The sequence below is a fragment of the Chryseobacterium sp. S90 genome (assembly GCF_047444895.1).
In the GTDB taxonomy this organism is placed as follows: domain Bacteria; phylum Bacteroidota; class Bacteroidia; order Flavobacteriales; family Weeksellaceae; genus Chryseobacterium.
Genome location: NZ_JBLGCX010000001.1, coordinates 468402 through 493356, shown reverse-complemented (window position 1 = coordinate 493356; position 24955 = coordinate 468402). Strand labels below are relative to the sequence as shown.

Sequence of the window (24955 nt, the reverse complement as noted above, 5' to 3'; positions counted from 1 at the left end):
TTTATTTTCCAGGTTTAATAAATACTTTCTTTTCAGGAAATTTTTCTATTTCTCCTTCTTTCAGTCCGAAATTAGTTATGACTACATCTTTCGGGTTTCCTGCAAGCCATTCGCTTACATCAATAGATTCATAGGTGCCGTTATTAAATCCGATCAGTACTTTACAGACCGTGTCTCCTGTATTTTTGATGTAATGTCCTGCTCCCATAGGCACATAACCCACATCACCGGCATTGAACTGCTCTGTAACAGAAACACCTTCTGCCAAAAACACCGACATTTCTGCCTGTCCTGAAATGAAATACTGCCACTCGTCAGCATTGGGATGCCAGTGCATTTCTCTTAATGCTCCGGGCTGAAGTTCCAGTACAGATCCGGCCATTGTTGTGCTGATAGGGAATTCTTTACGGGTAACCAGTCTCTGAAGACCTCCGCCGGGAATAATTCTTGGCTGCTGAGAATGCAAAGGATAGCGGTGAAGACTTGTCAGCTCAATATCTGATTCTTCAGGGCGGGCTGCAGCATTAGCGGATAATTCGTCAGGAACAACTCCTGCAGCGAAGTAAACCTCTTTCTGGGGAAGTGCTGCTACTTCTTCTAGACTCAAACCTAGATTTTGTGCAACGATTTCAGGGGGCATACTTGAAACAAAATCTGTAATGCTGAACGTATGGTCTTCCGAAAAATTACCATTATCAAAAATCAGGATAAAATGACATTCTTCTGTTCCTGTAGCCTGAATAGAATGGCCATAACCTTTTGGAAAATACCAGACATCACCGGGCTCAAAATTATCCGTATAACTGTGACCGTCCGGATGAATGATTGTTGTACGTACCGTTCCTGAAATCACATAAGCCCATTCTGCAGCATTGGCATGCCAGTGAAGTTCTCTCATGCTTCCGGGCTGTAGTCTCATGGAAACTCCCGCAATACCTATAGACGCAGGAAATTCTTTTACAGAAGCTCCTCTTGTTGTGCCGCCATCATTGGTACGTGGTTCTTTTTTTTCTAATTCGTATCTGAAACTTAATGATGTTGAGTTCATATTATTATTTTTTAGTGATTAATTTTCTTTGTTTTTGTTATTGTAAAGCTACCCAGAAACCCTATTATTTTTAGGTGTCATTCGGTGAAAAGGCAAAAAGTGTCGTTGAAAAAATATAGAGGTGCCACCAGTGTTAAAAAGGCTGGTTATATTGACCTGTTAATGCTTTATTTTCAATGCTTTTTGCAAAATTTGGAGTTTCTTCATGATTGTGAGTATCAGAAGCAGCTTGTCTTGATGCAGCGGCATCTGTAAGGTTGATGCCATGTTCTTTAAGATATTCAAACATTTCAGGGGTAGCTGTTGCATGAATTTCATTGGTATAAAGGCAGGTGTTTTCATCAATCTTTGTCACTTTCAGTTCCCATAAAACCTGTACTTTTGTACGTCCGTTTTTGGTAATTGAATCAGAGATGGAAAGCATTCGGCAATAATCAGGACGGTGAACATCTGCAACATAATGCTGAACCATTAGTGCATCTCCAATGGTTTCGACATTTAAAGATACTGGCTTACCATCAAAAGTAGTTGAAATTGCAGCCCCGATATGCTGGGTTGAGCAACGTTGATATTCGGCATCAGGCAGATTAAGCAGCCAGTCTGCGATATTCACTTTTTCAATGGGTGCATTAATGATAACGCTTACGCTTGAATGAGATAGTGCATTTTCGGGTGTTTGTACGATTTCCATAGCTATTGGTTTTGATTGTTTATTTTATTGATGATGTAAAGCTACCAACCGACAGTTTTAATTTTTACTGCTGTTCGGTAAACAGGCGAAAAGTATCGTTGAATAAGCCGGGGAAGTTCAAATGGTAACAGGATGAATGGTATTGAAAATAAAAAAATCACTGTGGGTTACAGTGATTGATAATAAGTAATTTTAAAAATGGGTTATTTATACAGCCATTTTTTGATCAGTCTGGTATAATTAGGCATTACTAAGAATATCATCAGAAAAACGATGATCCCTGAATTGACAAATCCGTCGAAATAATGATTGGCAGGAATTGAAAATATTCTTAAAAAGGGAAGGATGACAACAGGAATAAGAATTGATAGCGGATAAATGGCAGACCAGGTAACCAGAAACTGTTTCCAGCGGACAGGAACTTTATTGCCTTCATTTTCTGAATTAAAAAGGAAATCCAGTCCGGATTTTATCTGGTAATTGTCATTTTTTGTGAATAATGGATTGGCTTGTTCAATGAGTTTTTTCCTGTCATCTGATTCCATCCAGTTTCTAAGGTTTTTAATGGTATCAAAACGGATAATAACAGTATATACAAAAGTCAGATCAGGAATAGGACGTACAATCTGCAGATCAATAAATCCTTCTGAATGCTTGGTAACCGGAACAATTGCGTCCAGCCATTTTTCGTATTCCTGCTGTTTTCCATCCTGAATATGATGAGTAATAACAACGGAGGCGCCCTGATTTTCCATAACTGATATTTTTTTCTGTTTGATTTAATACGCTCTTTTATACTGCCATGGAATCTCTGTTTCAACACCTAATGTTTTAGCAGAGTGAATTGCAAAATAAGGATCCCGCAAATGCTCTCTGGCAATAATAACCAGATCTGCATTTCCGTTGGCAATAATATCATTGGCCTGTTCTGCTTCTGTAATCATTCCGACAGCTCCGGTCATAATTCCCGTCTGTTCTTTAATTGATTTTGCAAAAGGAACCTGATATCCGGGAAATACCTTGTCCTTGCTTACATTGGTAAATCCGCCGCCGGATGCAGTAATGAAGTCTGCACCGTTTTCCTTGAGTACTTTTGAAAGTCTGATACTATCTTCCAAGGTCCAGGCTTCATCTGATTCTATATAATCAACTGAAGAAATTCTTACGAACAAAGGCATTTCAGCAGGAATCACTTTCCTGATTTCCTGAACGGTCTCTATCAGAAACCGGGTTCTGTTCTCAAAACTTCCACCATATTGATCCTTTCTTTTATTGATCACGGCGGAATAAAACTGATGAAATAAATAACCATGGGCTGCGTGAAGTTCAATGGTGTCAAAACCTGCTTCAACAGAACGGAGTGCTGCTTTTACGAATTTAGCGGTAAGCCCCCTGATTTCATCTATCGTAAGCTCTTCAGCAAAAACGCCGTTAAATTCTCTTGCAGAAGACGATTTTACAGTCCAGCCTCCTTCTTCCGGTGTGAGAGGTTTCATCCTTTCATTGGGATGCTTCAGACTTCCTTTTCCTCCGGCATGCCACAGCTGAATGCCTATTTTTGCATCCTGTTCGTGAACGAAATTCACAATGTTTTTCCATGCATTTTTCTGTTCTTCATTCCAGATTCCTACATCGTATAATGTGGCCAGCCCTTCTTCTGAAACAGCAGTGCATTCTGTGAGAATCAGTCCGGCTCCGCCTACAGCCCGGCTTCCCAGATGAACGAGGTGCCAGTTGCCCGGAATTCCGTTTTTAGCACTGTATTGCTGCATAGGAGATAATGCAATCCTGTTTTTTAGCGTAAGACTGCGGATGTGTATAGGTAAAAATAAGTTCATTTTTTCTAGTTTTTAAAGTGATTTTGAAAATGATTCAGCTTCGGAAACAGCCTGTAACAGAATTTCCTGTACCTCTGTCAATATTTTTTTCAACTCAGGGTTTTCTTCTGAAGCTGTCTCCAGAATATCCAGTTTTTCTTTTAATAAAGGGTGTAGTCCCATTATGGAAATACTTGATTTCAGGTCATGAGCCCATAATTTCATAGCTGCAAAATCCTGATTTTTATATGCTGTTGCCAGCTGCTGTAAATGATTGGGAATATTCTCAATAAACTGTTGGGTGACCAGCTTTTCAAAGCTTTTGTCGCCACCGCTTACAGTGTGCATATAAGTTAAATTGATGTACTGATAATCAGATGGTGTATCTTCGGTTTTCTTTTCGGATCTGTTGTTTTCTTTCAATCCTAATTTTGAAATCAGCGTAAACAGTTCTTCTTCCTTCACAGGCTTCGGAATATATTCATTCATACCACGGCTCAGGCATTTTTCTCTTTCACCTGGCAGAGCGTGGGCGGTCATTGCGATGATTGGAATATTAAGCTTCAGTTCTTCTCTTATTTTTTGTGTGGCAGCATATCCGTCCATTTGTGGCATCTGTATATCCATTAATATCAGGTCACATTCATTATTTTTAAGATAACCTACTGCTTCAAGACCGTTTGACACCACATGAAAATCAATATTCCACTGGGAAAGTAAATGTTTCATCAGGCTTTGATTGATCACATTATCATCTACCACCAGAACTTTCAGGGGAATATTCGATTTATCTTTAAAATAATGTGGATCAGCTTCCGGAAGTACAGTAAGCTGTTCTTCAGCAATTCCGTAAGGTAGGTAAAAATGAAATGTTGTGCCTTTGCCTTGTTCGCTGGTCACTTCAATGTCTCCATTCTGCAATACAATTAAACTTTTCACGATAGATAATCCTAATCCGGTTCCTCCGTAATTTCGGGTCGTAGAGTCTTCTCCCTGATTGAATCTTTCAAAAATTTCACTGAGCTTTTCTTTGTCAATTCCGATGCCGGTATCTGAAATCCTGAATCCGACTACAGCTTCTTTTTCAGTCTGCTGTTTACTATAAATTTCAATAGTAATATTTCCCTGCTGGGTAAATTTCACAGCATTTCCGATCAGGTTGACCAGAATCTGAGTTAATCTTGTTGCATCTCCTACCAACGTATCAGGAATCGAGGACTCGATAGTACTGGAAATAATAAGGCCTTTTTCTTTTGTCCGTTCTGTAAAGAATGTCTCAACGGAATTGACCAGTCCATTGATGCTGAAAATTCCCGGTGTGATGCGCATCATTCCTGCTTCTATTTTGGATAAATCAAGGATGTCATTGATGATGGTCATCAGGTTTTCTCCGGAACGCTGTATGGAAGAGACAAACTCTGCGGATGTTTCATCCAGTGGACGTTTTTGAAGCAGATTGGTGAATCCCAGAATTCCGCTTAAAGGCGTTCTGATTTCATGGCTCATATTAGCCAGAAAATTTTCCTTGGTTTGTGCGGCAATCAATGCCTTTTTTTCAGCAATATCAAGTTCACTGATCAATAATCTCTGACGGTTAAACTGACGAAGAATATGATATCCTACAATGGATCCGCTTAATATGAGCAAAACCAGCAATGAAATATCATAGAACCTTGCTTTTTGTCCCATTTTTCCACTTTTTTGACTGAGCTCAACCATATTCAGCCTTCTGCTCTCATAGATCTTGGCAGTAATCCTGGTGATTTCATTAGAAATATTTCTTGCGCGTGGATTGGCAATTGAGGTATTGTCATCCATATTTCCCAAAGACCTGTAACGCTGCATTAATTTGTCTTTGGTGGTTTTCTTTTCCATGGCGAGAACGCTTAACCTGTGGATCAGCTTTTCTTCTTCGGCATTTACATTGTCTCTGGAGAGAGAGTCCAGAAAATTTTCAATCTGATTGATTTTTTGATCAATACCTTCCAGATGCGATATGTCATTCGTGGCAATTGAAGCTCTGATCCTGCTTTCCACTCCCAGAATATCACGGTCAATCTCCCGTAAATGGTTGCTTGAACGTAATTCATTCAGAAGGGTATTGTTATTTTGAATAAGAGCTTTGGTATTTCTTGCCGAATTGATCTGAACAATGATCAATAGGAGCGAACCCGCAATAAATGCCAGGATAATGAAATAACTGAATCGTTTACTATTCATTACTGAAGATGTTTTTTTCATAAATAACGATCTGATTAAAGGTGGAAGTATCGGTAAAAGAAGAAGATAACCCTAAGTTTATTGAAGGATTAAGATCAAAAATAGAGTGGTAGGAAGGTCAGCAATCTCCGACTGCTAAAAAACGTTCATTCTTGTATTGAGTGCTTTACGATAGGCATCCGCTACGGGAATGAATTTACCGTTGATCATAATCCCGCCATCCTGAAGCGTATCAATCTTACTTACAGAAACAATATAAGAGCGGTGAACTCTTATGAAATGATCTTTCGGGAGACGTTCTTCAGCGGTTTTCATTTTACCATGAATGGCAAACATTTTCTCTTTTGTATAAAATTTCACATAGTCGCCCATGGCTTCTGCGTAAAAAATATCATCCAGCTTTAAGCGTCTGGTAACATTGGAATCTCTTACGAAAAGGAACTCATCTCTGGTTACTTCCACATTTTCTTTTCTGCTTTCGAGAATGATTTGTGCTTTGCTTACCGCCTGCAGGAATCTTGCCGGCATAATAGGTTTTAAAAGATAATCTGCAATATTGAGCTCAAAAGCTTCGAGTGCATACTCTTTTTTGGAAGTTGTGAAAATGATAATGGTATCTTTACCTGAAAGTGTTTTCGTAAGTTCAATTCCTGTCATTTCAGGCATTTCTATATCCAGAAAAATTAAATCGACCGGATTGGACTGCAGGTAATTATAAGCGCTGATCGCATTGGAAAATTCATCAATAACCGTGAGATTAGGAATCTGTTTTGCCAGATGTGCTAAAGTTGTCCTTGCAATGTCGTTATCATCCACGATTAAAGCTTTCATAGGTATAATTCTTTCTGTTTATACAAATATACTACTTAATTATTTTCGGACATTCGTTCATTATGCTTGATTTTGTAAACTAATAAGATATTGTGTATATCAAATTTTATTCACTTCCTTTGGCGGCATCAATAATAAGTTCAGCAGCTTCTTTAGGATGGGTCATGAAGACACAATGGCTTGCACCTGCAATTTCTATTGTTTTTTTGCTATTGGCCCGCTTTGCATAGAAACGTTCCAAGTCTGGATTTATAATTTTATCTGCTTTAGCAACCATATACCAGACTGGTTTTGATTTCCAGGCCGGATGATGAATAATGGCGTGAAAAACCAAATCCTGCGTAGGCGTTTGTGAGAAAGCCATAAAATCTGCTTTTTCTTTAGCTACACCTCCGGCAAAGTCTGCAGGAAAGTTGACTGGATTTATATAATCAAATCCGTCATTTCCCTTAATTAGAGATTTATATTCTGACGGATATTTTTTTCCGTTGTCTGCCTCAGTTTCGCCTTCATCAGGAGCATGTGCAGCAAGATATACCAGTCCGGCAATTTTTGGATTGTTTCCCGCGGTGGTTATAATGGCACCGCCATAACTGTGACCTACCAGGATGCAGGGACCGTCCTGCTGGTCAATAATTCTGTTTACCTGCTTCACATCATCCTCATAAGAAAGTAAAGTCTGTTGAGTTACAGAAACATGATATCCCTTTTTGACAAGTTCTTTATATACTCCTTCCCAGCCCGAGCCATCTACAAAAGCTCCATGAACCAAAACAATGTTTTTGACAGGTGTTTTTTGTCCATATACAAAATTTCCTAAGACTCCCAGGCTAACAAACAGAATGGCTAGCAGATGTTTAAATCTGGTTTTCATATTAATTTCTTTAAGTTAAAAATATCTTTTTATCTAAAATATGAACGGATCATCCAGGCCATCTCTTCATGGGTTTCCATCAGACCCGTTATAAAGTCACTGCTTCCGTAATCTTTGTATTTTTCAGCAAAAGGAGTGATGTTTCCACGGAGAAACTCGATGATGCTTTCGTGGTCGCTCAAAAGGTCTTTCATAAAGCCGAGTCCGTCATTGGTTCTTTCACTATCTTCAGTTAAATGAGTCAGTTCCAGATAGATTTTCATGGTTGCCGGAGCATAATGTCCTATTTTTCGCATGCGTTCTGCGACGCTGTCCATCAGTTCATCCAGTTGTTTGTACTGTTCTTCAAAGAAAATGTGGTTGGCGTGGAAGTTGTCTCCGGTTACATTCCAGTGTGCATTTCTTGTTTTGATGTAAAGCAGTGTCTCATCAGCTAATAGTTTTGCCAGTTGTTCTGCAACGGCTTCTGTGTTTTTTTCTGTAATTCCGATTTTTGTTTTCATAATAATGGTATTTATAGTTGAGTATTATTGCTCTTTTGCTGATGTAAAGTTCATTCATAATACTGTAAAACAGTCCTGATTTTCGATAAACAGGCATAAACAATCGTTGAAAAGCTCCGTTTCTCAAATGATTATTAATAGCTGTAAATTCAGATCAGATAGGACTACTTATAGTGATGGTGTTATCAGGGAGAACATTAAAATAATTTCAGTCAATGGGCAACCAGCCTTTTTATATTTTGTATAAATTTGCTCAATAGCATACAGTACATTCAGAAATAATAAAAAAATAAAACATGGAGTTTTCACCATTTAATAATGTTATCAAACTTTGCCTTCAGGGGATGAATATGGAAGATAAAGCCATGCCTGAGGAGGCCAAAAGACTGTTTTTACAAGCCTGGGAAGAAGCGGCAGACGATCATGAAAAATTTCTGGCAGCTCATTATGTATCTCGTCATCAAAAAACACCTGCTGATCGGTTGAAGTGGCTTGAAACCTCTCTGGAATTTGCTTTAAAAATAAATGATGATACGGTTAAAAGTGCCTTACCTTCTCTTTATTTGAATATTTCCAAATGCTATGAGGAATTAGGAGATCCTGAAACATCAAAAAAGAACTCCGAACTGGCACTGTTATTACAAAATCATCCTTCTGATAAAGGACCTTTTTACCATGGAACAAAAGCAGATTTACAGGTTGGAGATCTGCTGACGTCTGGCGGAATCTCAAATTATAAGTCAGAATTAAAAATGAATCATATCTATTTCACAGCTTTGATTAACGGCGCAGGGCTTGCCGCTGCTCTAGCAAAAGGCGATGGAGCAGAGCGTGTATACATTGTAGAACCAACAGGTATTTATGAAAATGATCCCAATGTAACAGACAAAAAATTTCCAGGAAATCCCACCCGTTCTTATCGTTCAGAAATGCCTTTGAAAATTATCGGTGAAACTGAAGAATGGACAAAACCTAACCCTGAAGATCTTCAGAAGTTTCGTGAAAAATTAGATGACAGCAAAGGAGAGATCATCAATTAGTCTCCTTATTTGTTTTTAATGGTTTACATTCTAATGACTTGCAATTTTTATCAAAAAGGAAAAAAATACATATAAACCTACTTTTGTTATGAATTAAATATTAAACCAATAGGAAATATTTGACATAAAAACTCAATGAGACATATTTTGGCAAATAATGTGTTTAAATAAATTATCTTTACACTATTGGTAAAAAATGATTGGTTTGTGTAGAAATATTCTTACAGTTGGTTTTCTGTTTGCTTTTCTTTTGATTTACTCTCAGCAATATACTGTGCAGCTTTTCAATACAGATAACGGACTCCCTCAGAATAGTGTAAAAGATATTATAAAAGATAAATATGGTTTTATCTGGCTAACAACAGAAAATGGAATCGTAAGATATGACGGACTCAATTTTTTTGTTCGTAAAAATTTCCCATTAAATAGCCAGCGGTTTACTTATTTTTACGGTGATTCTAAAAAAGACAGCATTTTTACAGCAGGAGATTATGGAAAAACAGTTTTAATACACCAAAAGGTCCCCAAAGTTATTAAAAGTATAAAAAGATTTCCAACAATTATTGTTAAAGATAATATCAATTATCATCTGTGTATTTCAAACTACAGCTACAGCCCATCTCCGGGAGTTTATTTTTTTATGGACTTCAAAAAAGGAAGATATTTTATCACACAGAATTCCTTTGTTTATGAAGATTTTCTTTCGAAATCACAGGTTACACTTGATGTAAAACCGCTTTATAAAAATGATCCAAATGCCTTTACAATAGGAGATATCCTGTTTTATATTGATCGGAATACTAAAAAAGTAAAAAAAATAGAAGAAGGGAAAATTACAGGTTCTTATGATCTACCCCTTGTAGCGGATGTCAGAAGCAAAATTTTCTGGAACAGAACAAATGGGCAGGGATTTATATTGAATAATGATATTCTTTACAGATGTATTTACAAGGATGGAACACTCAAGCTATTAAAATTGGTTCAGCTGGATCATATAAGCGAAAGTAACCTGATGAGCATTTATTATGATGAAAAATATAAAAAGCTTTATATTGGGAGCAGCACAGACGGACTCAAAATAGTGAGCTTAACAGATTTTACCTCTTCGAAAAAGAGTACTCCAAAATCATCAGCTGTCTTTTATGCGATCCAACCTTATAATGATTCATGTGTAATTAACCCCGCAGGAGAAATTTATAACAGGAACGGACTGGTTAAAAGCAAAAACTTCGAAAAAAATATATCCTATTTTTTAAATTTTGACAAGCATAGAAATATTGTAACCCGAAGAGAACAAACTCTTTTTGTATACAATAAAAATTCTGATTTTACAGATTTCCAAAGTATTTCTACGGGAGAAGACACTGTGAAAGATTTCTTCTTTGCCAATGGAAAATACTATGTACTGGCAGCGAAACAAAAAAAAGGAAATACAGAATTCACAGGTACACTAAGCATTTATGAAGATTTACCCTATAAGTCTTTAAAGAAAAAATATCTGTTTGCAAATGAACCTACTAAGATTATTTTAACAGAAAAGGGTGATATTTTGGTTGGTACAATAAAAGGATTGTACAAAATATCAGTCAATCATAATAAAATCTACGATTTAACCGGGAAAAATGAATTGTCAATCCGTGATATTGTACATACTACAGATGGAAATTTATGGGTAACCACTCTGGGAAGAGGTTTTTATCTTATAAAAAACAATCAGCTTATAAAAATGCCCGGTGATCCGGAAGGGAATCTTTTATCTCCCCACACACTGCTGGAAGATCAGGATGGTTATTTCTGGATTCCAACCAACAATGGCTTGTACAAGATAAGAGAAAACATGCTTTTGAAATATGTACAAAACCGGAATTTAAAATTGAACTATTACAGATATTCAAAAGAAGCAGGTTTTAACACCAACGAATTTAATGGCGGAAGTAATGTAAATGGCAACAAATTGAAAAATGGCGATTTTGTTTTACCCTCATTAAATGGGCTTGTATTTTTTAATCCCTTGAAAGTTAAAAGTTATTATCCCACAGACATGTGTATAGAAAGGGCTTTGGTTGATGATAAGGAAAGATTGTTTACAAATACATTAATGCTGAGCCAGGAAAACAGACGGGTTGAATTGTTTATTGATGTCCCTTACTATGCAAACCCTGATAATATTGTCATTGAAACAAAATGGGATGATAATGGAACCGGTAAATGGATGTCTGTAGGAAAGGACCGGAAGTTTTTACTCAATAACCTTGGCTATGGTATCCATGTTCTTACCATTAGAATGCTTGTTTCTGATAAGCAGGAATATGTTTTTAAGAAAATTAAAATTATCATTCCTCCTTTTTTTTATCAAACGCTATGGTTTAAACTGTTTATCACTTTTCTGTTGCTTTTTTTGCTTTATTTATCCGTAAGATGGCGGACGAGCTTTCATAAAAAGAAGAACCGTGAACTGGAAGAAATAATCCGTTTAAGAACCAGAACTCTTTCAGAAACTGTGGAAAACCTGGAAATTACTCAAACAAAACTGGGAAAGGAAATCGAACAGCAGAAAAAGCTCATCGGGACCATTACCCATGATATTACCACACCGTTGAAGTTTATTGCTTTGACCAGCAAAGAAGCTTTAGATTATCAGGAAATGAGTTTGCACCGCACTGAAAGGATTCTGAATTCTATTTATAAATCATCCAACCAGTTATACAATTTCACGAAAACACTCAAAGAATATGCTGATATATACAATGAATACAGGACTGACGAAACAGAATTGTATTCCTTCTATGACCTGGTGGAGGAAAAGAAAATCCTTTTTGATGAGATTGCAGCTAATCATAACACGGCAATTGTTAATAATGTAGATAAAGAACTAATGATACAGATCAGTAAAAATATTCTGGCTGTTATTATTCATAACCTGATGGATAACTCTGTAAAATATACACGAAACGGGAATATTATCATAACCGGATCGGATGAACAGGAAGCTGTTATTCTGGAAATTACAGATACAGGAATCGGCATGGATGAGCACAAGATTGAATATTACACCAAGCTTCAGGAGAATATTGAAAATGAGAAGCTGTTATTACAAAAATACGGGATGGGACTCCATCTGATACTTCAGTTGCTCCAAATGTTAGAAAGTAAAATTATAATCAGAAGAAACGAAACAAAAGGTACTTCTTTCCAATTAATTCTTAAAAAATCTTAAAAATGATTAAAAAGATCCTTATAGCAGATGATCATGATATTGTATTAACAGGAACCGCCATCATTTTAGAATCGCGCATTCCTGATGTACTGATAGATACAGCTTCTGATTATCCTGAAGCTTTCGATAAAATTTCAAGGCAAAAATTTGATCTGCTTATTCTGGATATCAATATGCCTGAAAGCAGAAATAAAAAAATGATCTCAGAAATCAAACTGCTTGATCCTGCCTTGAAAATACTTGTTTTTTCGGCTTATGAAGATGAGATTGCCATACAGTATATCAAGGAAGGGGCAGATGGATATATTAATAAACTAAGTAAGGTAGATATCATTTCTGAAGCCGTGATGAAAATGTTTTCAGAAGGAAATTATTATCCAAACGGTATAGTCAACAGACTTTTACAGCCTTCCACTCTTGATGCTATAAAAAGTTTATCAGAAAGAGAGTATGAAATTTTTATGCTCATGGTAAAAGGAAACGGTAATCTGGAAATTTCAAATGAGATGGATATTCAGATGTCCACAATCAGTACCTATAAAAAAAGAATCCATAAAAAGCTGAAAACAAGTAATCTGGCCGATCTTATTAAACTGTATGAAGCTTATATGTCGTAATACTGATTTTTGTAAATAAAAGCTATTTTTTGAGTGTAGAAAATTTTCTACAATTTGCTTAGTTTTTTTCTACGCATGGTGATGTTTTCTGTAGAATTTATTCTGATACTTTTACATTATGTTAAACAATCGGGTTTATTAATGTAAATAAATTAATGATAAATGGTTAAAATTTCTACAAAACTAATCTTTGCAATGATAGCCCTGAGTCCGGCTATTGCTTTTGCCCAGGCAGGAAATGTTGGGGTCAACACAGTGAATCCCGGTTCTACGATGGATATTAACGGATCATTGGCTGCTAATTATAAAGCGGTCACTACAGCCACTTATAATTTAGCATTATCAGATTTCCACGTTTCATACAATGGAAGTTCAGATGCCGTATTCGGTTTACCACCTTCCATCAGTGGGGTTGGAAACTTCAAAGGGAGGATTTACAGAATTAAAAACAACACAAACTTTAAGATCACCGTGAATGCCGTGGCTCCGGAAACAATTAACGGAAATGCCAGTATTTCAGTACCAGCCAATCAGAGCGTGGAGCTGGTGAGTACGGGACTTACCGGAACGAATTCTACATGGGAACTTCTTTCAACGGGAACATCTGCTACAGGGGATTATATTATTGTGAAGCCAAACGCAGCCCAATCCGTATCTACAGGATCAGATGTGACATTTGGATCTGTCATTGCCTCCAATAATATTACTTACAGCGCAGGTGTTTTCAATCTGAAAGCAGGTAAAACCTATGTGCTCCGTTGTCAGCTGCATGCCACAGATTTTTCGCTGGCAGGAGGATTCTTTGTGTATGAATGGGTAGACGCTTCCAATAACTCTGTTCTTCCTTCCAGTACAACAGGAGTTGTGGATGCCATCAATAATTATCCGGCAACATCTATTGGCGGCCAGCCGGAAGCCTATGCTATTTACAGACCTACAGTTGATACCTCTGTAAAGGTAAGATTGGGAGGAGCCGGAACTGCACAGCTGAATCCGGGAATAGGATTTATGACGGTTACTGAGCTTGCAGGAGGTAATGGAAATGGCGGAACAACAATCATTAATAATAATATCACAGCAAGTAACGGTCTTACTTTATCCGGTACAGATGTAAAATTGGGAGGAACCCTTTCGCAGACAACTGATATTGCAACGGCAGGAAACAATTTAAGCATCAACGGTACAGGAAAAGTTCTGGTAGGAACCAATACAGTACCGGCAGGAGCTGCCAGTGCAAAGATTGTTATTGATAACGGAACTACCAATGGGGCTCTTCAGATCAAAGACGGCACCCAGCAGCTGGGTTATGTACTGACCAGTGATGCAAACGGATTGGCAACATGGTCTTCTACCGTTACTACAGCATTTGCCAATAATTGGACACCGTATACCGGAGCATTGGTAAATCCTTTTACAGGAGGAACGGGTGGTGGTGGATTGAATACGGGAGTTCAGGTTACCATTCCGGCAAAGGGCTGGTATTTTTTCCGATGCGGAATCGCTATCAATTCTGACTGTAATGATTACTTTTTCTATATCAACGGTATAGGTGATGTCTGGAGAAGCTACTGTGGATCAAACACGGCTGCATATATGTTTCCAAGAGATCAGAACAGGGTATTATATTTCGCCACACCAGGAACGTATACTGTCTTGGCAGGGAAAACAAATGGAGTAGTGCCAGCATCCTTCAATGGAGGCAACCCTTCTTTTTATCTGGATTTTGTAAAGTTCCAAAACTAAATTCAGGATAATTATCAGACTAGAAAAAAGATTCTAAAAACATACTATGAAAATCAAAGCTGTAAAGTTTATTCTTTGCAGCTTTTTTATTGAGAGCATATGTTCCTTCATAAAAATGATGTCACAAACTGTTTTTCTCAGAGATTTTTCTATTAAAATAAAAATCTCTGATTATGATTGTACGCATAAATGACAGAATGAATATTTCCTACATTTGGGATAAGTTTTTCATTCATCCAATAGTTTTAGCCTCCCTATGGGGGCTTTTTTATTGTAGTTTTAACAAATTAACTGAGGTGATGACGGATCGATTGATATTGTTCAGAAAATAATTCCGGTGCGGCTTTTGTTTCCAACAATGATAAGATTCTATTGAACTGTCCTTTTAAGTAAAAACCTCTATGAAGTTCCAGTGATTTCTTGCCGTAATGTACAATACAGATTGGGGTCTGATATTTTCCAACAATTTTCATATCTATTCCTGTAATATCAGTCCAAAGAAACTGATGTTGTCTCAAACCTCCTGTAAAGAGGATTTCTGTATTTGAAATGATTAGTCTTAGCCGGGTATACATCAGCATACTAACAGCAATCAGGAAAATGAATGGTACCAAAAAAATAATTTCCCGGGGAAGATCTTTCTGCATAAGAAGCCCAAATCCCGTCAAACCTAAGAGAAGTCCAAAAAAATAGCAGATTATTTTTAACCATTGCGGTGAGGAAAAGGTTTCTTCAATCGGTAACTGTTTCATATTAATAATGTATTTCTATTTTCTTTTAAGCTATAAATAGTAACAATTATAGGGATTTGTTGGAGAGTTAGGATTGAGTTTTTTGATTTTTTCCATTAGTTTTGTAGCGGCAAATGTTCCCATTTTATATCCATCATTGATTTGATATTCATATGTTTCATCCAGATATTTCGGTAAAGTTCCTTCACTTATAGCAATTACTTTCTTATTCGTGTTGTTTAGGTTTCTTTTGATTAATGAGCTATGGAGGCCCATTAAAGTTTCATCACTCATGGCAAAAAATCCATCAAATGAATGGTCATCTAACAAAAGATCCAGTTTTTGTTTTACAATATCAGCAGATTTACAGAATATAATATTCAATCGGATAGAAGGAAATTGTCTGATTTTGTTTTCGAATGACTTGAGCCTGCTTTGTGTGATTTCAAGATTTTCATCGCCAAAAATTGCCAGTATATTTTTGCATCCCTGGTCAACTAATTTTTCTGCACACTGTTCGGCTGTTTTTATATTGTCAAAAATTACAGATTCAAAACTCTGCTGAGGAATCGTTTTATCGAAAATAATAACCGGAATTTCCATTTCCTTCAGTTTTTTCAAATGTTCACCATTTTTGGTCTCATTTGTTAATGAAATCAGGATACCATCTACTCGGGAATTGATGCAGGTTTCTATATGTTCCTTTTCTGTTTCAAAGGAATCATTGGATGATAATATAAAAAAACGGTATCCTTCTTTATTAAGAATGGATGAAATACCATTAATGATTGATGGTAAAAAAAACATGGAAATTTCCGGAACAATAAGACCAATCACCTTAGAAGAGTTTTTCCTGAAACTGATGGCAAAATCATTCGGAATATAATTAAACGTTTCTGCCGCTTCCTTCACTTTGAGCTTAACAGAACTGCTTATATCAGGATGATCCTTTAATGCTCTGGAAACTGTTGAAGTACTAATGTTGAGCATTTTCGCAAGATCTTTTATGGTCGTTCTTTTCATTTTAAGAGTTCATGTCAATTATTGGGAGAAATTAAGAATAATTGTAGTAAAATATTTTGTTAATATTTGTTAAATAAATAGTTTTAATGTGTTAAGAAAAAGTTAATGTAATGAAAACTTATCAACCGCAACCGTTTGCGCAACCGTTTGAAATTAACATAGCGTTAATACCCTGTTCAAAATCCCTTTTTGAGATGCTAAAAAAAATACTTTTGAGACATAACAAAAATTTAGAAATGCTATGGAAGCACAAGTAATAAAGAAATTGCTGATTTTAGGGACTATTAATATAGCCGCTTTTATGTTCTCTCAGGATACTGTTCATGATACCATATCAGCCAGAAATAAGGTCATAGATGAAGTTGTTATTACAGGTAATTCCAATCCTAAATCCTCCATTAAGACAAGTACTTCAATTTCAACTCTAAAACAAGCTGATATCATCAATGCAGCACCCAGGACTACAGCTGAAATTTTTAGGACAATTCCGGGAATCCGCAGTGAGTCTTCAGGAGGTGAAGGAAACTCAAATATTACGGTAAGAGGAGTTCCTGTTTCTGCAGGAGGGTCAAGATATCTTCTGATTCAGGAAGATGGGCTTCCGGTAATGCAGTTTGGAGATATTGCTTTTGGAACGCAGGATCAGTTTACAAGATTTGATTCTTTTGTATCCAGAGTTGAGGCCCTGAGAGGAGGTTCTGCATCCGTTTTTGCATCAAACTCACCCGCAGGTATTATCAATTTCATTACAAAAACAGGAGAAAAGAAAGGAGGTAGCATAACCCAGCAGGTAGGTTTGAATTATAATAACTTCAGAACAGATGTAGACTATGGAACACCTCTTGGGAAAGACTTTTATATTGGAGTAGGTGGTTTTTACAGAGGTGGAGACGGTCCCAGAAAGACAGGATATACCTCTAATAACGGAGGACAGTTTCGTTTATCTTTACTAAAAAAATTCGAAAAAGGAAGTATCCGGATTTATGGTAAATATCTCGATGACAGAACAGCAGCATATATGCCAATGCCTGTCGCAGTTTCAGGTTCAGATTCCAACCCTGATTACAGCTCTCTGGCCCATTACAATATCTTAACAGGAGCTCTTCAGTCTGCTAATTTTAAGAATGATATTACGTTTGGCGGAAATGGACAGATTCTGAAAAGTGATATCCGTGATGGGATGCATTCTGTATCCAAAACTGTAGGGATGGAATTTAATTATGATCTGGGTGCCGGATGGAAATTAGATGCGAAGGCAAGATATGCTGCAAATGACGGACAGTTTTTAGCACCTTTTCCTGCAGCTGTTGGCAGTAAATCTGAAATTTTGGAATCTATTGCCGGGTATGGAAACGCAGTCTATGCAGGAACCAGCAATGCTGTAGATAACGATACAAAGTATATGAAAACAGTGTTATTCAATACCAAACTGAATAATCTGAACAACTTTTTCAGCGATTTGAATATGAGTAAAAAGTGGAATAAGATAAAACTCAATGCCGGAGTGTACAACAGTACTCAAAATATCAACTTATCCTGGAACTGGAATACTTATCTGATGGAAGTTTCCGATAATAATGCAAGATTGGTAGATATCATCAGCAATACGGGAACTAAAATTACAGACAATGGTCTGCTTCACTATGGAGTTCCGGATTGGGGAGGCGTAAATAGAAATTACGATACTAAGTATTCCGTGATTGCACCTCATGCGCAGGTGGAAATTAATCCGATTGCGAACCTAACTCTGGATCTTGGGGCACGATATGATTTTGGAAATGTATCAGGAAGTTTTTCCGGAACAAAAAATACAACACGTATCATTGACGTGAATCAAAACGGAATTATTGAAACTCCTGAACTTTCAGTGGCTGTAGTAGATGGCACTGTTCCTGTTGATTATAAATATGGTATTTTCGGATACTCATTTGGAGCAAACTATACCTTAAATTCTCATCATGCCATTTTTGCCAGAGTAAGCCAGGGGGGAAGTGCGTCAGCTGACAGAATTCTTTTTGCCGGATACAATTATACTAATAATGATGACCCGGCCTTAGATGCTGTAAAAGTGAATAAACTCAATCAGATTGAAGCCGGTTATAAACTAAGAGGAGCCAATTATTTTCTGAATACAACTTTCTTTTACGCAAAAACCATCGAGGCGAATTACGAAGCAACCACCCAGATAAGAACAGAAAACAAGTACCAGTCCTGGGGAATTGAGTTCGATGGGTTCTATAAGATCAATAAAAATTTTGATATCAAAGCAGGTCTTACCTATACTCATGCCGAAATTAAAAATGCAATAGATCCGACAATAATAGGGAATATGCCAAGAAGAACTCCCAAGCTGATGTACTCATTCAATCCTAATGTTAATATAGAAAAGCTGAGCTTTGGATTCTTTGCTGTGGGCTCTACAAAAGCATTTACTCAGGATAGCAATAAGCTGATTATGCCGGGCTATATAATTATAAATCCATACATTTCATACAGACTGTTCAATAATCTGACACTGAATGTGAACGCTAATAATGTGTTTAATGCGCTTGCTATCACCGAAGCAGAAGAAGGATCATTACAGGGAACCAATGGTATTGTAAGAGCGAGAACTCTGCCGGGAAGAACAATTGGTGCAAGTGTGAAATTTGATTTCTAATTTTATTAACAGATATCTCATTGAAAATCATTACGGTGATTTATAAAAACAACTTATTCAATAATATGTTTACACAAAAAGCTTTACAGGTTATAGAACAGTCCATCTCAGAACAGGGAATTCTTGCTTCTTGCGAAAGAAAAGATAACTATGCCAGAGTATGGTCTCGGGACTCAATGATGACAGGGATTACGGGGATTTTAATCAAAAATCAAACAATTGTGGATGGACTGAGGAAATCGGTGAAAACACTGGCAAAACATCAGGCTGAAAATGGTCAGATTCCTTCTAATGTGGATGGTGAAAAAGTTAGTTACGGAACACTTGTAGGGCGAACAGATGCAACAGTCTGGTGGATTATCGGGGCTTGCGAATATATCATGTATGCAAAGGATGAAGACTTTAAAAAAGCTTTAAAAGAAAAAATAGATAAGGCATTTTCCTGTCTGAAAACCTGGGAATTCAATCAGAGAGGTTTGGTGTATAGCCCTTTGGGAGGGAACTGGGCAGATGAATATGTCACCTCAGGTTATGTTCTGTACGATAATGTACTTCGCTATTGGGCGTTCAAAAGTGCAGCGAAAGTATATGAAGATGCAAATCTGCAATCTCTTGCTGAAAAAACAAAAGAGCTGATAGAAAACAATTTCAGGAAAAGCAGTACTGATGCAGACCGATATCATGAAAATGCTTATCAGAAAGCAACCGAAAAACCCTATTTCTGGGCATCATTGAACGCAAATGGATATGATGAAAGATTTGATCTTGCTGGAAATGCATTGGCTGTGTTTTTAGGTCTGGATTTAGATTTAAGTGCTTTTACTCATTTTTTAGAACAGTTAAAAATCGAGTTCGGTCACTGGATGCTGCCAGTATTTTATCCGATTGTATTCCCAGAAGATCCGGATTGGAATTTACTTGAAAATAATTACAGCTATCAGTTTAAAAATCAACCTTATCATTTTCATAATGGCGGATCATGGCCCATATATCTTGGTTGGCTTTGCCTGGGATTGAAAAAAAGAAAGCATGATGAAATACCACTGAAAATTGTAACTGAATACGAAAAACTTCTCACAGAAAAAGGAGCAGATTTCAGCGAATATTATTCTACAGATCAGCTGATCCCTTCAGGAACTGAATTTCTTTGCTTTTCAGCTTGCGGCTACCTTCTGATGAAGATCTGATACAAAGATCAGGATCAGGTTACAATACAATTTATATATTTTTAAAACGGATTAAAAGATGATTGGAGATGTCATACATTTAGAGCAGAAACATTTGGACACGGCTGAAAATATTTACCAGATAATAAGGGAAAGACGGCAGCCGTTTCAAAAATGGGCTATTGGAATTGGAGGAGAAAGTGGCAGTGGAAAATCGGTCACAGCCTTTGCTTTAAGTGAAATTTTGGAGAAAAACGGAATAAAAAGCCTGGTGATACAAATGGATGATTATTTTAAGCTTCCTCCTAAAAGCAACCATGAAAACCGGCAAAAGGATCTTAAACATGTAGGTATTCATGAAGTACATCTGAATAAGATTCAGGACAATATAAAAAAGTTTAAAGAGCAAGAACCTTTTATTACAAAGCCTTTAATCCATTATGCTGAAAACTCTATAACTGAGGAAACCCTGGAGATAGAAGGTGTTCAGGTTATTATTGTTGAAGGTACTTATGTGTTGAGTATTGATGACTTTGATTTAACTATCTTCATAGATCGTACTTATAAAGATACCTTTGAAAACCGGATGAAAAGAAATCGTGACGAACAAAGTGATTTTATTGAAAAAGTGTTAGAGATCGAACATAAGATTATTCATCAGTTCAAAGAAAAAGCAGATCTCTTACTGGATAAGAACTATCAAATCATAAAGCCTGAGCTATGAATAAGAAAATAATACCAAGACTGAGTTTTTGGCAGATCTGGAATATGAATGTTGGCTTTTTCGGCATTCAATACAGCTTTGGGTTGCAGCAGACCGCTGTCAATCCGTTGTATTCTTTTTTAGGGGCTCATACAGATCAGCTTCCTATTCTTAATCTTGCAGGTCCTGTTACGGGATTACTTATTCAGCCGCTGATAGGAGCAATAAGTGATAAAACATGGAGCGTAAAATGGGGACGCCGGAAGCCCTTTTTCTTATTGGGAGCGGTACTATGTAGTCTTGCATTATTTGTTTTTCCGTTCAGCTCTTCGATCTGGATGGCAGTGGGACTTCTCTGGATTCTGGATGCCGCCAATAATACAGCTATGGAACCTTACAGAGCTTTCATTGGAGATAAACTTCCTGAAGAGCAGCAGACTTTTGGCTTTCAGATGCAGAGTCTTTTTGTAGGTGGCGGAATTACACTGGCTAATCTTTCCCTTTTTATTTTTCAGAAATATTTTGGCGGGAATAGTGAAGCAGGGGGAATTCCTGCATGGGTTTATTATTCATTTTTTCTGGGTTCATTCTGTTCTGTTATCTCTGTGCTATGGTCTGTATACAAGACACCGGAAATTCCTCCAACAGATGAAGAGCTTATTCAGTTAAAAGCTGAAAAAGAGAATGATACATTGTTTACACCGTTCATCGATATTTTTAAAGCTATTGTTAATATGCCAAAAATACTTTGGCAGCTGGCATTGGTCTACTTATTTCAATGGTATGCACTTTTCTGTTACTGGCAGTTTGTTACCCCTATGATCAAAAGGACTCTCTATCATGTTTCGGAAGCAGATGAAGAAAAAGCAAACTTACTTATCAGACTATCAAAAAATGGATATGTTGTGTCTCAGAATGATCTGCTGTGGGCAAAAAATGTACTCGGTCTGGTAGAAAAAGCAGTTGGGCAGACAGGCCTGATGAATGGTTTTTATAATTTTATTACTCTGATATCAGCACTTCTTCTGATTCCTTTTGCGCTGAAATATTCTGCCAAAAGTGTTTATGCATTTTGTCTGGTGATTACAGGAATATCATTGCTGGTACTTCCGTTTATCATGGATGAAAATATAATACTGCTGCCTATGGCTCTCTTTGGAATCGGATGGGCTGCCATGATGGGGCTTCCTTACTCCATGGTATCTCCATCAATCCCTGCGAACAAAAGAGGAGTTTATATGGGGGTGATTAATATGATGATTGTGATTCCGATGCTGATACAGACCTTGACTTTTGGAGCATTTTATAAATATATTCTGGAGAGCAATCCCTCTGCAGCGATTATGGCCGCAGGAGTTCTGTTTTTACTGGCATCTTTTTTCGTAATTATTATGAAAGTAAAGAAGTTAACAACAAGTTAGTTTTAAAAGGTATAATTATTTTTTACTTACTCATCGAGCGAGCTGAATGTTAAGTGAGCATACAGGATATTTTCATCATCTTCTCTGGTCCAGGTTCTGCCATTAATCATTCCAAATGCCAGTTTATTGATTGAATATAAATACTTTTCAATTTCCTGCCACTGTATTTCATCTACATAGGATTCTATATTAATCCAGTCACCCACAACGGGTAATATATCAAATTCAACCGCTGGAATGGTAATCTCAATTTCCTTTAAATCATCCGATACAAAAACTACTTTCATATTTTAATATTTAAACCAAATATAGCTAATCTGAATATCATTTAAACTCATTTTCAGAGTGTTTTTAGTAATAAAAATGCAATACTATATGATTGTTCATGTGAATGCGTTCCCAATAAAAATAAATTATTTTACCCTCTGAAAAAAGGATTTTATTTAGTAAAAACAAAAACAGCCACAATTCAATTGTGGCTGTCTCTTTTGAAATCAAATATCGACTATTATAAAGATCTGGAACGGGCGATGTTGATAAGATACACAAGATGTGCAAACATGCTTCGTTTTACAGACTCTACTTTTATATCTCCGGTGGCCTGGTTGATGGTAGTTACCAGATCCGTATTACATTGGCCCGCAAAGTTTCCACTTCCTAAATAGTTCACTGTATTGGTACTTGGGTAAGAGATTCTGGGATAGTCAGGCGCTGTCTGATTAGCAACAGGAGTTGTGTTTGCAAATCCTTTATTATCAACATATCGGGCTGTCCATGTTCCTAGAAACTGTCCATTTCCTGTGTTAATTCCTTGCCCTACTATAATTTGAGTATCTACAGGATTACTGAACCCCGCACAAGAGGAGTAATGGTTGACAGAAACGGTACAGGAAGAAGCATTATCGCCAGGTTGGAAACATTTTCCTTCGTAAATTGTAAGTCTTTGTTCACTGGAAGAGGTAGAAGTGTTCAATAAAGCTTTCGGAGCGAAAATTTCTTCAGGAGAGATAAGAGTTAAAACTCCTTGTGCATCCGCCGCAACAATTTTTTTTTCAGCATTTGAAAGTCCTCTTACTCTTACCAGGCCATTGACATCTAATGTGTGAGAAGGAGTGGATGTGTTAATCCCTACCTGAGCTACCAGACTCCCACCAATAGCAAGTGCTGCCAAAAAGAATGTTTTTGTTTTCATGTTATTTTTGAAAAAGGTTAAATTTTTCACTAAGATATGAAATAACTTTAAAACGGATGTGAAAATTGCCTGAAATCTCATGTAAACTAATTGTAAACGAATATTGAGTAGAGTAATATCAGATTTCATGTATCATTTTTTTAATAACTCAAAAATCATACACCTTGTATTTGTTTGAAAAATATTTGTATTTTAGCCAAAATATGTTGTTTTTTAATAAACATATTGGGTGCTAATTAAAATTCAGATAATTTGAATGAAAAAATTAGTAGATTTGCACGGAACAAAAAAATAATAAATATTAAGCACTATTCTCTGTGACGGAATTTTTAGAAGGGAATTCCATCGAGAATAACAGGATTTTAGGTTATAAAACTACTGAAACTATGAAGAAACTTTTTTTACTTTTATTAACGGCGTTTTTATTTATCGGTTGCAGCTCTGATGATGATACCATCTATGATTATGTAGGAACATGGTCAGGTTCTTATGAAGGAAATGATAAAGGAGTTTGGAACTTCGTGGTAGATGAGAGTGGTAAAGTGGTAGGAACAATGCATTCCGATGTTAATAATGAAAACTATAGTATTTCCGGAAATTTAAGTGAATCGGGAGATCTTAACGCAAGAGTAGGACTTCCTTCACAAGGAGATTTCAAAGGAACGTTAACAACGGAAAAAAAAGGAAACGGAAACTGGTCCAATTCACTTCCAACACCTGCACAGTCAGGAAGCTGGAAAGGAGAGAAGAAATAAAACAAGAAAGTCTGCAAATTCTGCAGACTTTTTTATTTAAACAAATCCCATTCGGGTAATCTCATCGTGATCATTCTTCAGAACTATAAAATAAAGGAGAAGATCATTCTCTGAAAAATACTTTTTAAAAGGCCTTTGCCGCTGATTCCAGCTGATTATTTCTTCAGCATATTCTGTGCTGTAATTTTCAGAATTTAATTTTATCGTTGCAATTACGGCTCTATCAGCGATACAATCATCGTTTTTATATAGGATATGATTCTCAATTCTTATACAATCTAAAATATTAGGAATTGTACCCAGCTGAAATTCTCTCAGAAGCTTTCTTCCTTCTTCAGTCATTAAACCATTTTCAACTGTTCGTTTTCCTCTTTCGGAAATCATATCCAGATCTTTGATCGTTGTCATAACCTTTGCGAACTTCTGGTAGAGGAGGGGATCACCTGCTTCTTTGATGTAGAGGTTCAGAGTATTCCGGATAATCTTCCCAATTTTAGAGCAATGCCCGAATTCCGAGCTGTTCTGCCGCACTTTCTCATACGATGGACTTTTTTTAAAAGCTGTTTTATTAAACCCGCTTTTCTTCCGAACCACATTTTTGCCGTTCAGATTATAAAATACAAGGTCACCTACAGCCCCGGTGATCTTAATGAGACTTTCATATGTTGCCATATCTTCAAAATAGAAATCAAATATACCAATAA

General features: G+C 36.7%; 22 protein-coding genes. 9 read left to right on the top strand and 13 right to left on the bottom strand.

Annotated elements, in window-relative coordinates; translation table 11 throughout:
• Nucleotide 1: 1 nt before the first annotated feature.
• The 8 genes from ACLMCG_RS02385 to ACLMCG_RS02350 form a co-directional block, all read right to left on the bottom strand.
• Entirely contained in the window at nucleotides 2-1048 is a 1047-nt protein-coding gene (locus ACLMCG_RS02385; protein WP_413958652.1) for a cupin domain-containing protein, read from the bottom strand.
• A gap of 133 nt (nucleotides 1049-1181) precedes the next feature.
• Nucleotides 1182-1739 carry a hypothetical protein gene (locus ACLMCG_RS02380; RefSeq protein WP_413958651.1) on the bottom strand — a complete coding sequence of 186 codons (558 nt, stop codon included), beginning with the start codon at nucleotides 1737-1739 and terminating at the stop codon, nucleotides 1182-1184.
• 203 nt (nucleotides 1740-1942) lie between these two features.
• Nucleotides 1943-2494 (bottom strand): antibiotic biosynthesis monooxygenase, encoded by a 552-nt coding sequence (locus ACLMCG_RS02375; protein WP_413958650.1) that lies wholly within the window; start codon nucleotides 2492-2494, stop codon nucleotides 1943-1945.
• Between the two features lie 24 nt (nucleotides 2495-2518).
• Nucleotides 2519-3577, bottom strand: a complete 1059-nt coding sequence (locus ACLMCG_RS02370) for an NADH:flavin oxidoreductase/NADH oxidase (protein WP_413958649.1) — start codon at nucleotides 3575-3577, stop codon at nucleotides 2519-2521.
• Between the two features lie 12 nt (nucleotides 3578-3589).
• A complete protein-coding gene (locus tag ACLMCG_RS02365; protein ID WP_413958648.1) occupies nucleotides 3590-5776 on the bottom strand; it encodes an ATP-binding protein in 2187 nt (728 codons plus the stop codon).
• A gap of 135 nt (nucleotides 5777-5911) precedes the next feature.
• On the bottom strand, nucleotides 5912-6607 hold the full coding sequence (locus ACLMCG_RS02360; protein WP_413958647.1) for a LytR/AlgR family response regulator transcription factor: 696 nt from the start codon (nucleotides 6605-6607) through the stop codon (nucleotides 5912-5914).
• A gap of 106 nt (nucleotides 6608-6713) precedes the next feature.
• Nucleotides 6714-7481 carry an alpha/beta fold hydrolase gene (locus ACLMCG_RS02355; protein WP_413958646.1) on the bottom strand — a complete coding sequence of 256 codons (768 nt, stop codon included), beginning with the start codon at nucleotides 7479-7481 and terminating at the stop codon, nucleotides 6714-6716.
• Between the two features lie 29 nt (nucleotides 7482-7510).
• Nucleotides 7511-7984, bottom strand: coding sequence for a Dps family protein (locus tag ACLMCG_RS02350; protein WP_413958645.1), 474 nt, complete (start codon nucleotides 7982-7984; stop codon nucleotides 7511-7513).
• A 626-nt stretch (nucleotides 7985-8610) separates the two neighbouring features.
• On the opposite strand from ACLMCG_RS02350, the gene arr reads away from it, so the two are divergent.
• The 4 genes from arr (at nucleotide 8611) to ACLMCG_RS02330 (ending at nucleotide 14601) form a co-directional block, all read left to right on the top strand.
• Entirely contained in the window at nucleotides 8611-9024 is a 414-nt protein-coding gene (gene arr, locus ACLMCG_RS02345) for an NAD(+)--rifampin ADP-ribosyltransferase (RefSeq protein ID WP_413959408.1), read from the top strand.
• A 196-nt stretch (nucleotides 9025-9220) separates the two neighbouring features.
• Nucleotides 9221-12241, top strand: a complete 3021-nt coding sequence (locus tag ACLMCG_RS02340; protein WP_413958644.1) for a sensor histidine kinase — start codon at nucleotides 9221-9223, stop codon at nucleotides 12239-12241.
• 2 nt (nucleotides 12242-12243) lie between these two features.
• Nucleotides 12244-12858: a response regulator gene (locus ACLMCG_RS02335; protein ID WP_413958643.1), complete on the top strand. Its 615-nt coding sequence runs from the start codon at nucleotides 12244-12246 to the stop codon at nucleotides 12856-12858.
• A 195-nt stretch (nucleotides 12859-13053) separates the two neighbouring features.
• Nucleotides 13054-14601: a hypothetical protein gene (locus tag ACLMCG_RS02330; RefSeq protein WP_414136855.1), complete on the top strand. Its 1548-nt coding sequence runs from the start codon at nucleotides 13054-13056 to the stop codon at nucleotides 14599-14601.
• A gap of 287 nt (nucleotides 14602-14888) precedes the next feature.
• On the opposite strand, the gene ACLMCG_RS02325 is transcribed toward ACLMCG_RS02330, so the two are convergent.
• A complete protein-coding gene (locus ACLMCG_RS02325; protein ID WP_223598694.1) occupies nucleotides 14889-15353 on the bottom strand; it encodes a hypothetical protein in 465 nt (154 codons plus the stop codon).
• A gap of 30 nt (nucleotides 15354-15383) precedes the next feature.
• The gene (locus tag ACLMCG_RS02320) at nucleotides 15384-16355 is read right to left on the bottom strand and encodes a LacI family DNA-binding transcriptional regulator (RefSeq protein ID WP_413958641.1); all 972 of its coding nucleotides are present in this window, start codon (nucleotides 16353-16355) and stop codon (nucleotides 15384-15386) included.
• Nucleotides 16356-16596: 241 nt separating this feature from the next.
• Between ACLMCG_RS02320 and ACLMCG_RS02315 the strand changes: the two genes are divergently transcribed.
• The 4 genes from ACLMCG_RS02315 (at nucleotide 16597) to ACLMCG_RS02300 (ending at nucleotide 22304) form a co-directional block, all read left to right on the top strand.
• On the top strand, nucleotides 16597-19014 hold the full coding sequence (locus tag ACLMCG_RS02315; protein ID WP_413958640.1) for a TonB-dependent receptor: 2418 nt from the start codon (nucleotides 16597-16599) through the stop codon (nucleotides 19012-19014).
• Nucleotides 19015-19079: 65 nt separating this feature from the next.
• Nucleotides 19080-20201, top strand: coding sequence for an amylo-alpha-1,6-glucosidase (locus ACLMCG_RS02310; RefSeq protein ID WP_413958639.1), 1122 nt, complete (start codon nucleotides 19080-19082; stop codon nucleotides 20199-20201).
• A gap of 58 nt (nucleotides 20202-20259) precedes the next feature.
• Nucleotides 20260-20904, top strand: a complete 645-nt coding sequence (locus ACLMCG_RS02305; protein WP_413958638.1) for a hypothetical protein — start codon at nucleotides 20260-20262, stop codon at nucleotides 20902-20904.
• Nucleotides 20901-22304 (top strand): MFS transporter, encoded by a 1404-nt coding sequence (locus ACLMCG_RS02300; protein ID WP_413958637.1) that lies wholly within the window; start codon nucleotides 20901-20903, stop codon nucleotides 22302-22304. Before ACLMCG_RS02305 ends, ACLMCG_RS02300 begins: the two co-directional genes overlap by 4 nt.
• Nucleotides 22305-22330: 26 nt before the next feature.
• Here ACLMCG_RS02300 and ACLMCG_RS02295 read toward each other — a convergent pair whose 3' ends face one another.
• Nucleotides 22331-22591, bottom strand: a complete 261-nt coding sequence (locus ACLMCG_RS02295; RefSeq protein WP_223598688.1) for a hypothetical protein — start codon at nucleotides 22589-22591, stop codon at nucleotides 22331-22333.
• 221 nt (nucleotides 22592-22812) lie between these two features.
• Nucleotides 22813-23496: a hypothetical protein gene (locus tag ACLMCG_RS02290; protein ID WP_413958636.1), complete on the bottom strand. Its 684-nt coding sequence runs from the start codon at nucleotides 23494-23496 to the stop codon at nucleotides 22813-22815.
• 386 nt (nucleotides 23497-23882) lie between these two features.
• Here ACLMCG_RS02290 and ACLMCG_RS02285 point away from each other — a divergent pair, with 386 nt between their 5' ends.
• Nucleotides 23883-24251 (top strand): hypothetical protein, encoded by a 369-nt coding sequence (locus tag ACLMCG_RS02285; protein ID WP_413958635.1) that lies wholly within the window; start codon nucleotides 23883-23885, stop codon nucleotides 24249-24251.
• A 36-nt stretch (nucleotides 24252-24287) separates the two neighbouring features.
• Here the strand turns inward: ACLMCG_RS02285 and ACLMCG_RS02280 are convergent, their stop codons facing one another.
• Complete coding sequence (locus tag ACLMCG_RS02280; RefSeq protein ID WP_413958634.1) at nucleotides 24288-24923, bottom strand: hypothetical protein; 636 nt, start codon at nucleotides 24921-24923, stop codon at nucleotides 24288-24290.
• Between the last annotated feature and the right edge of the window lie 32 nt (nucleotides 24924-24955).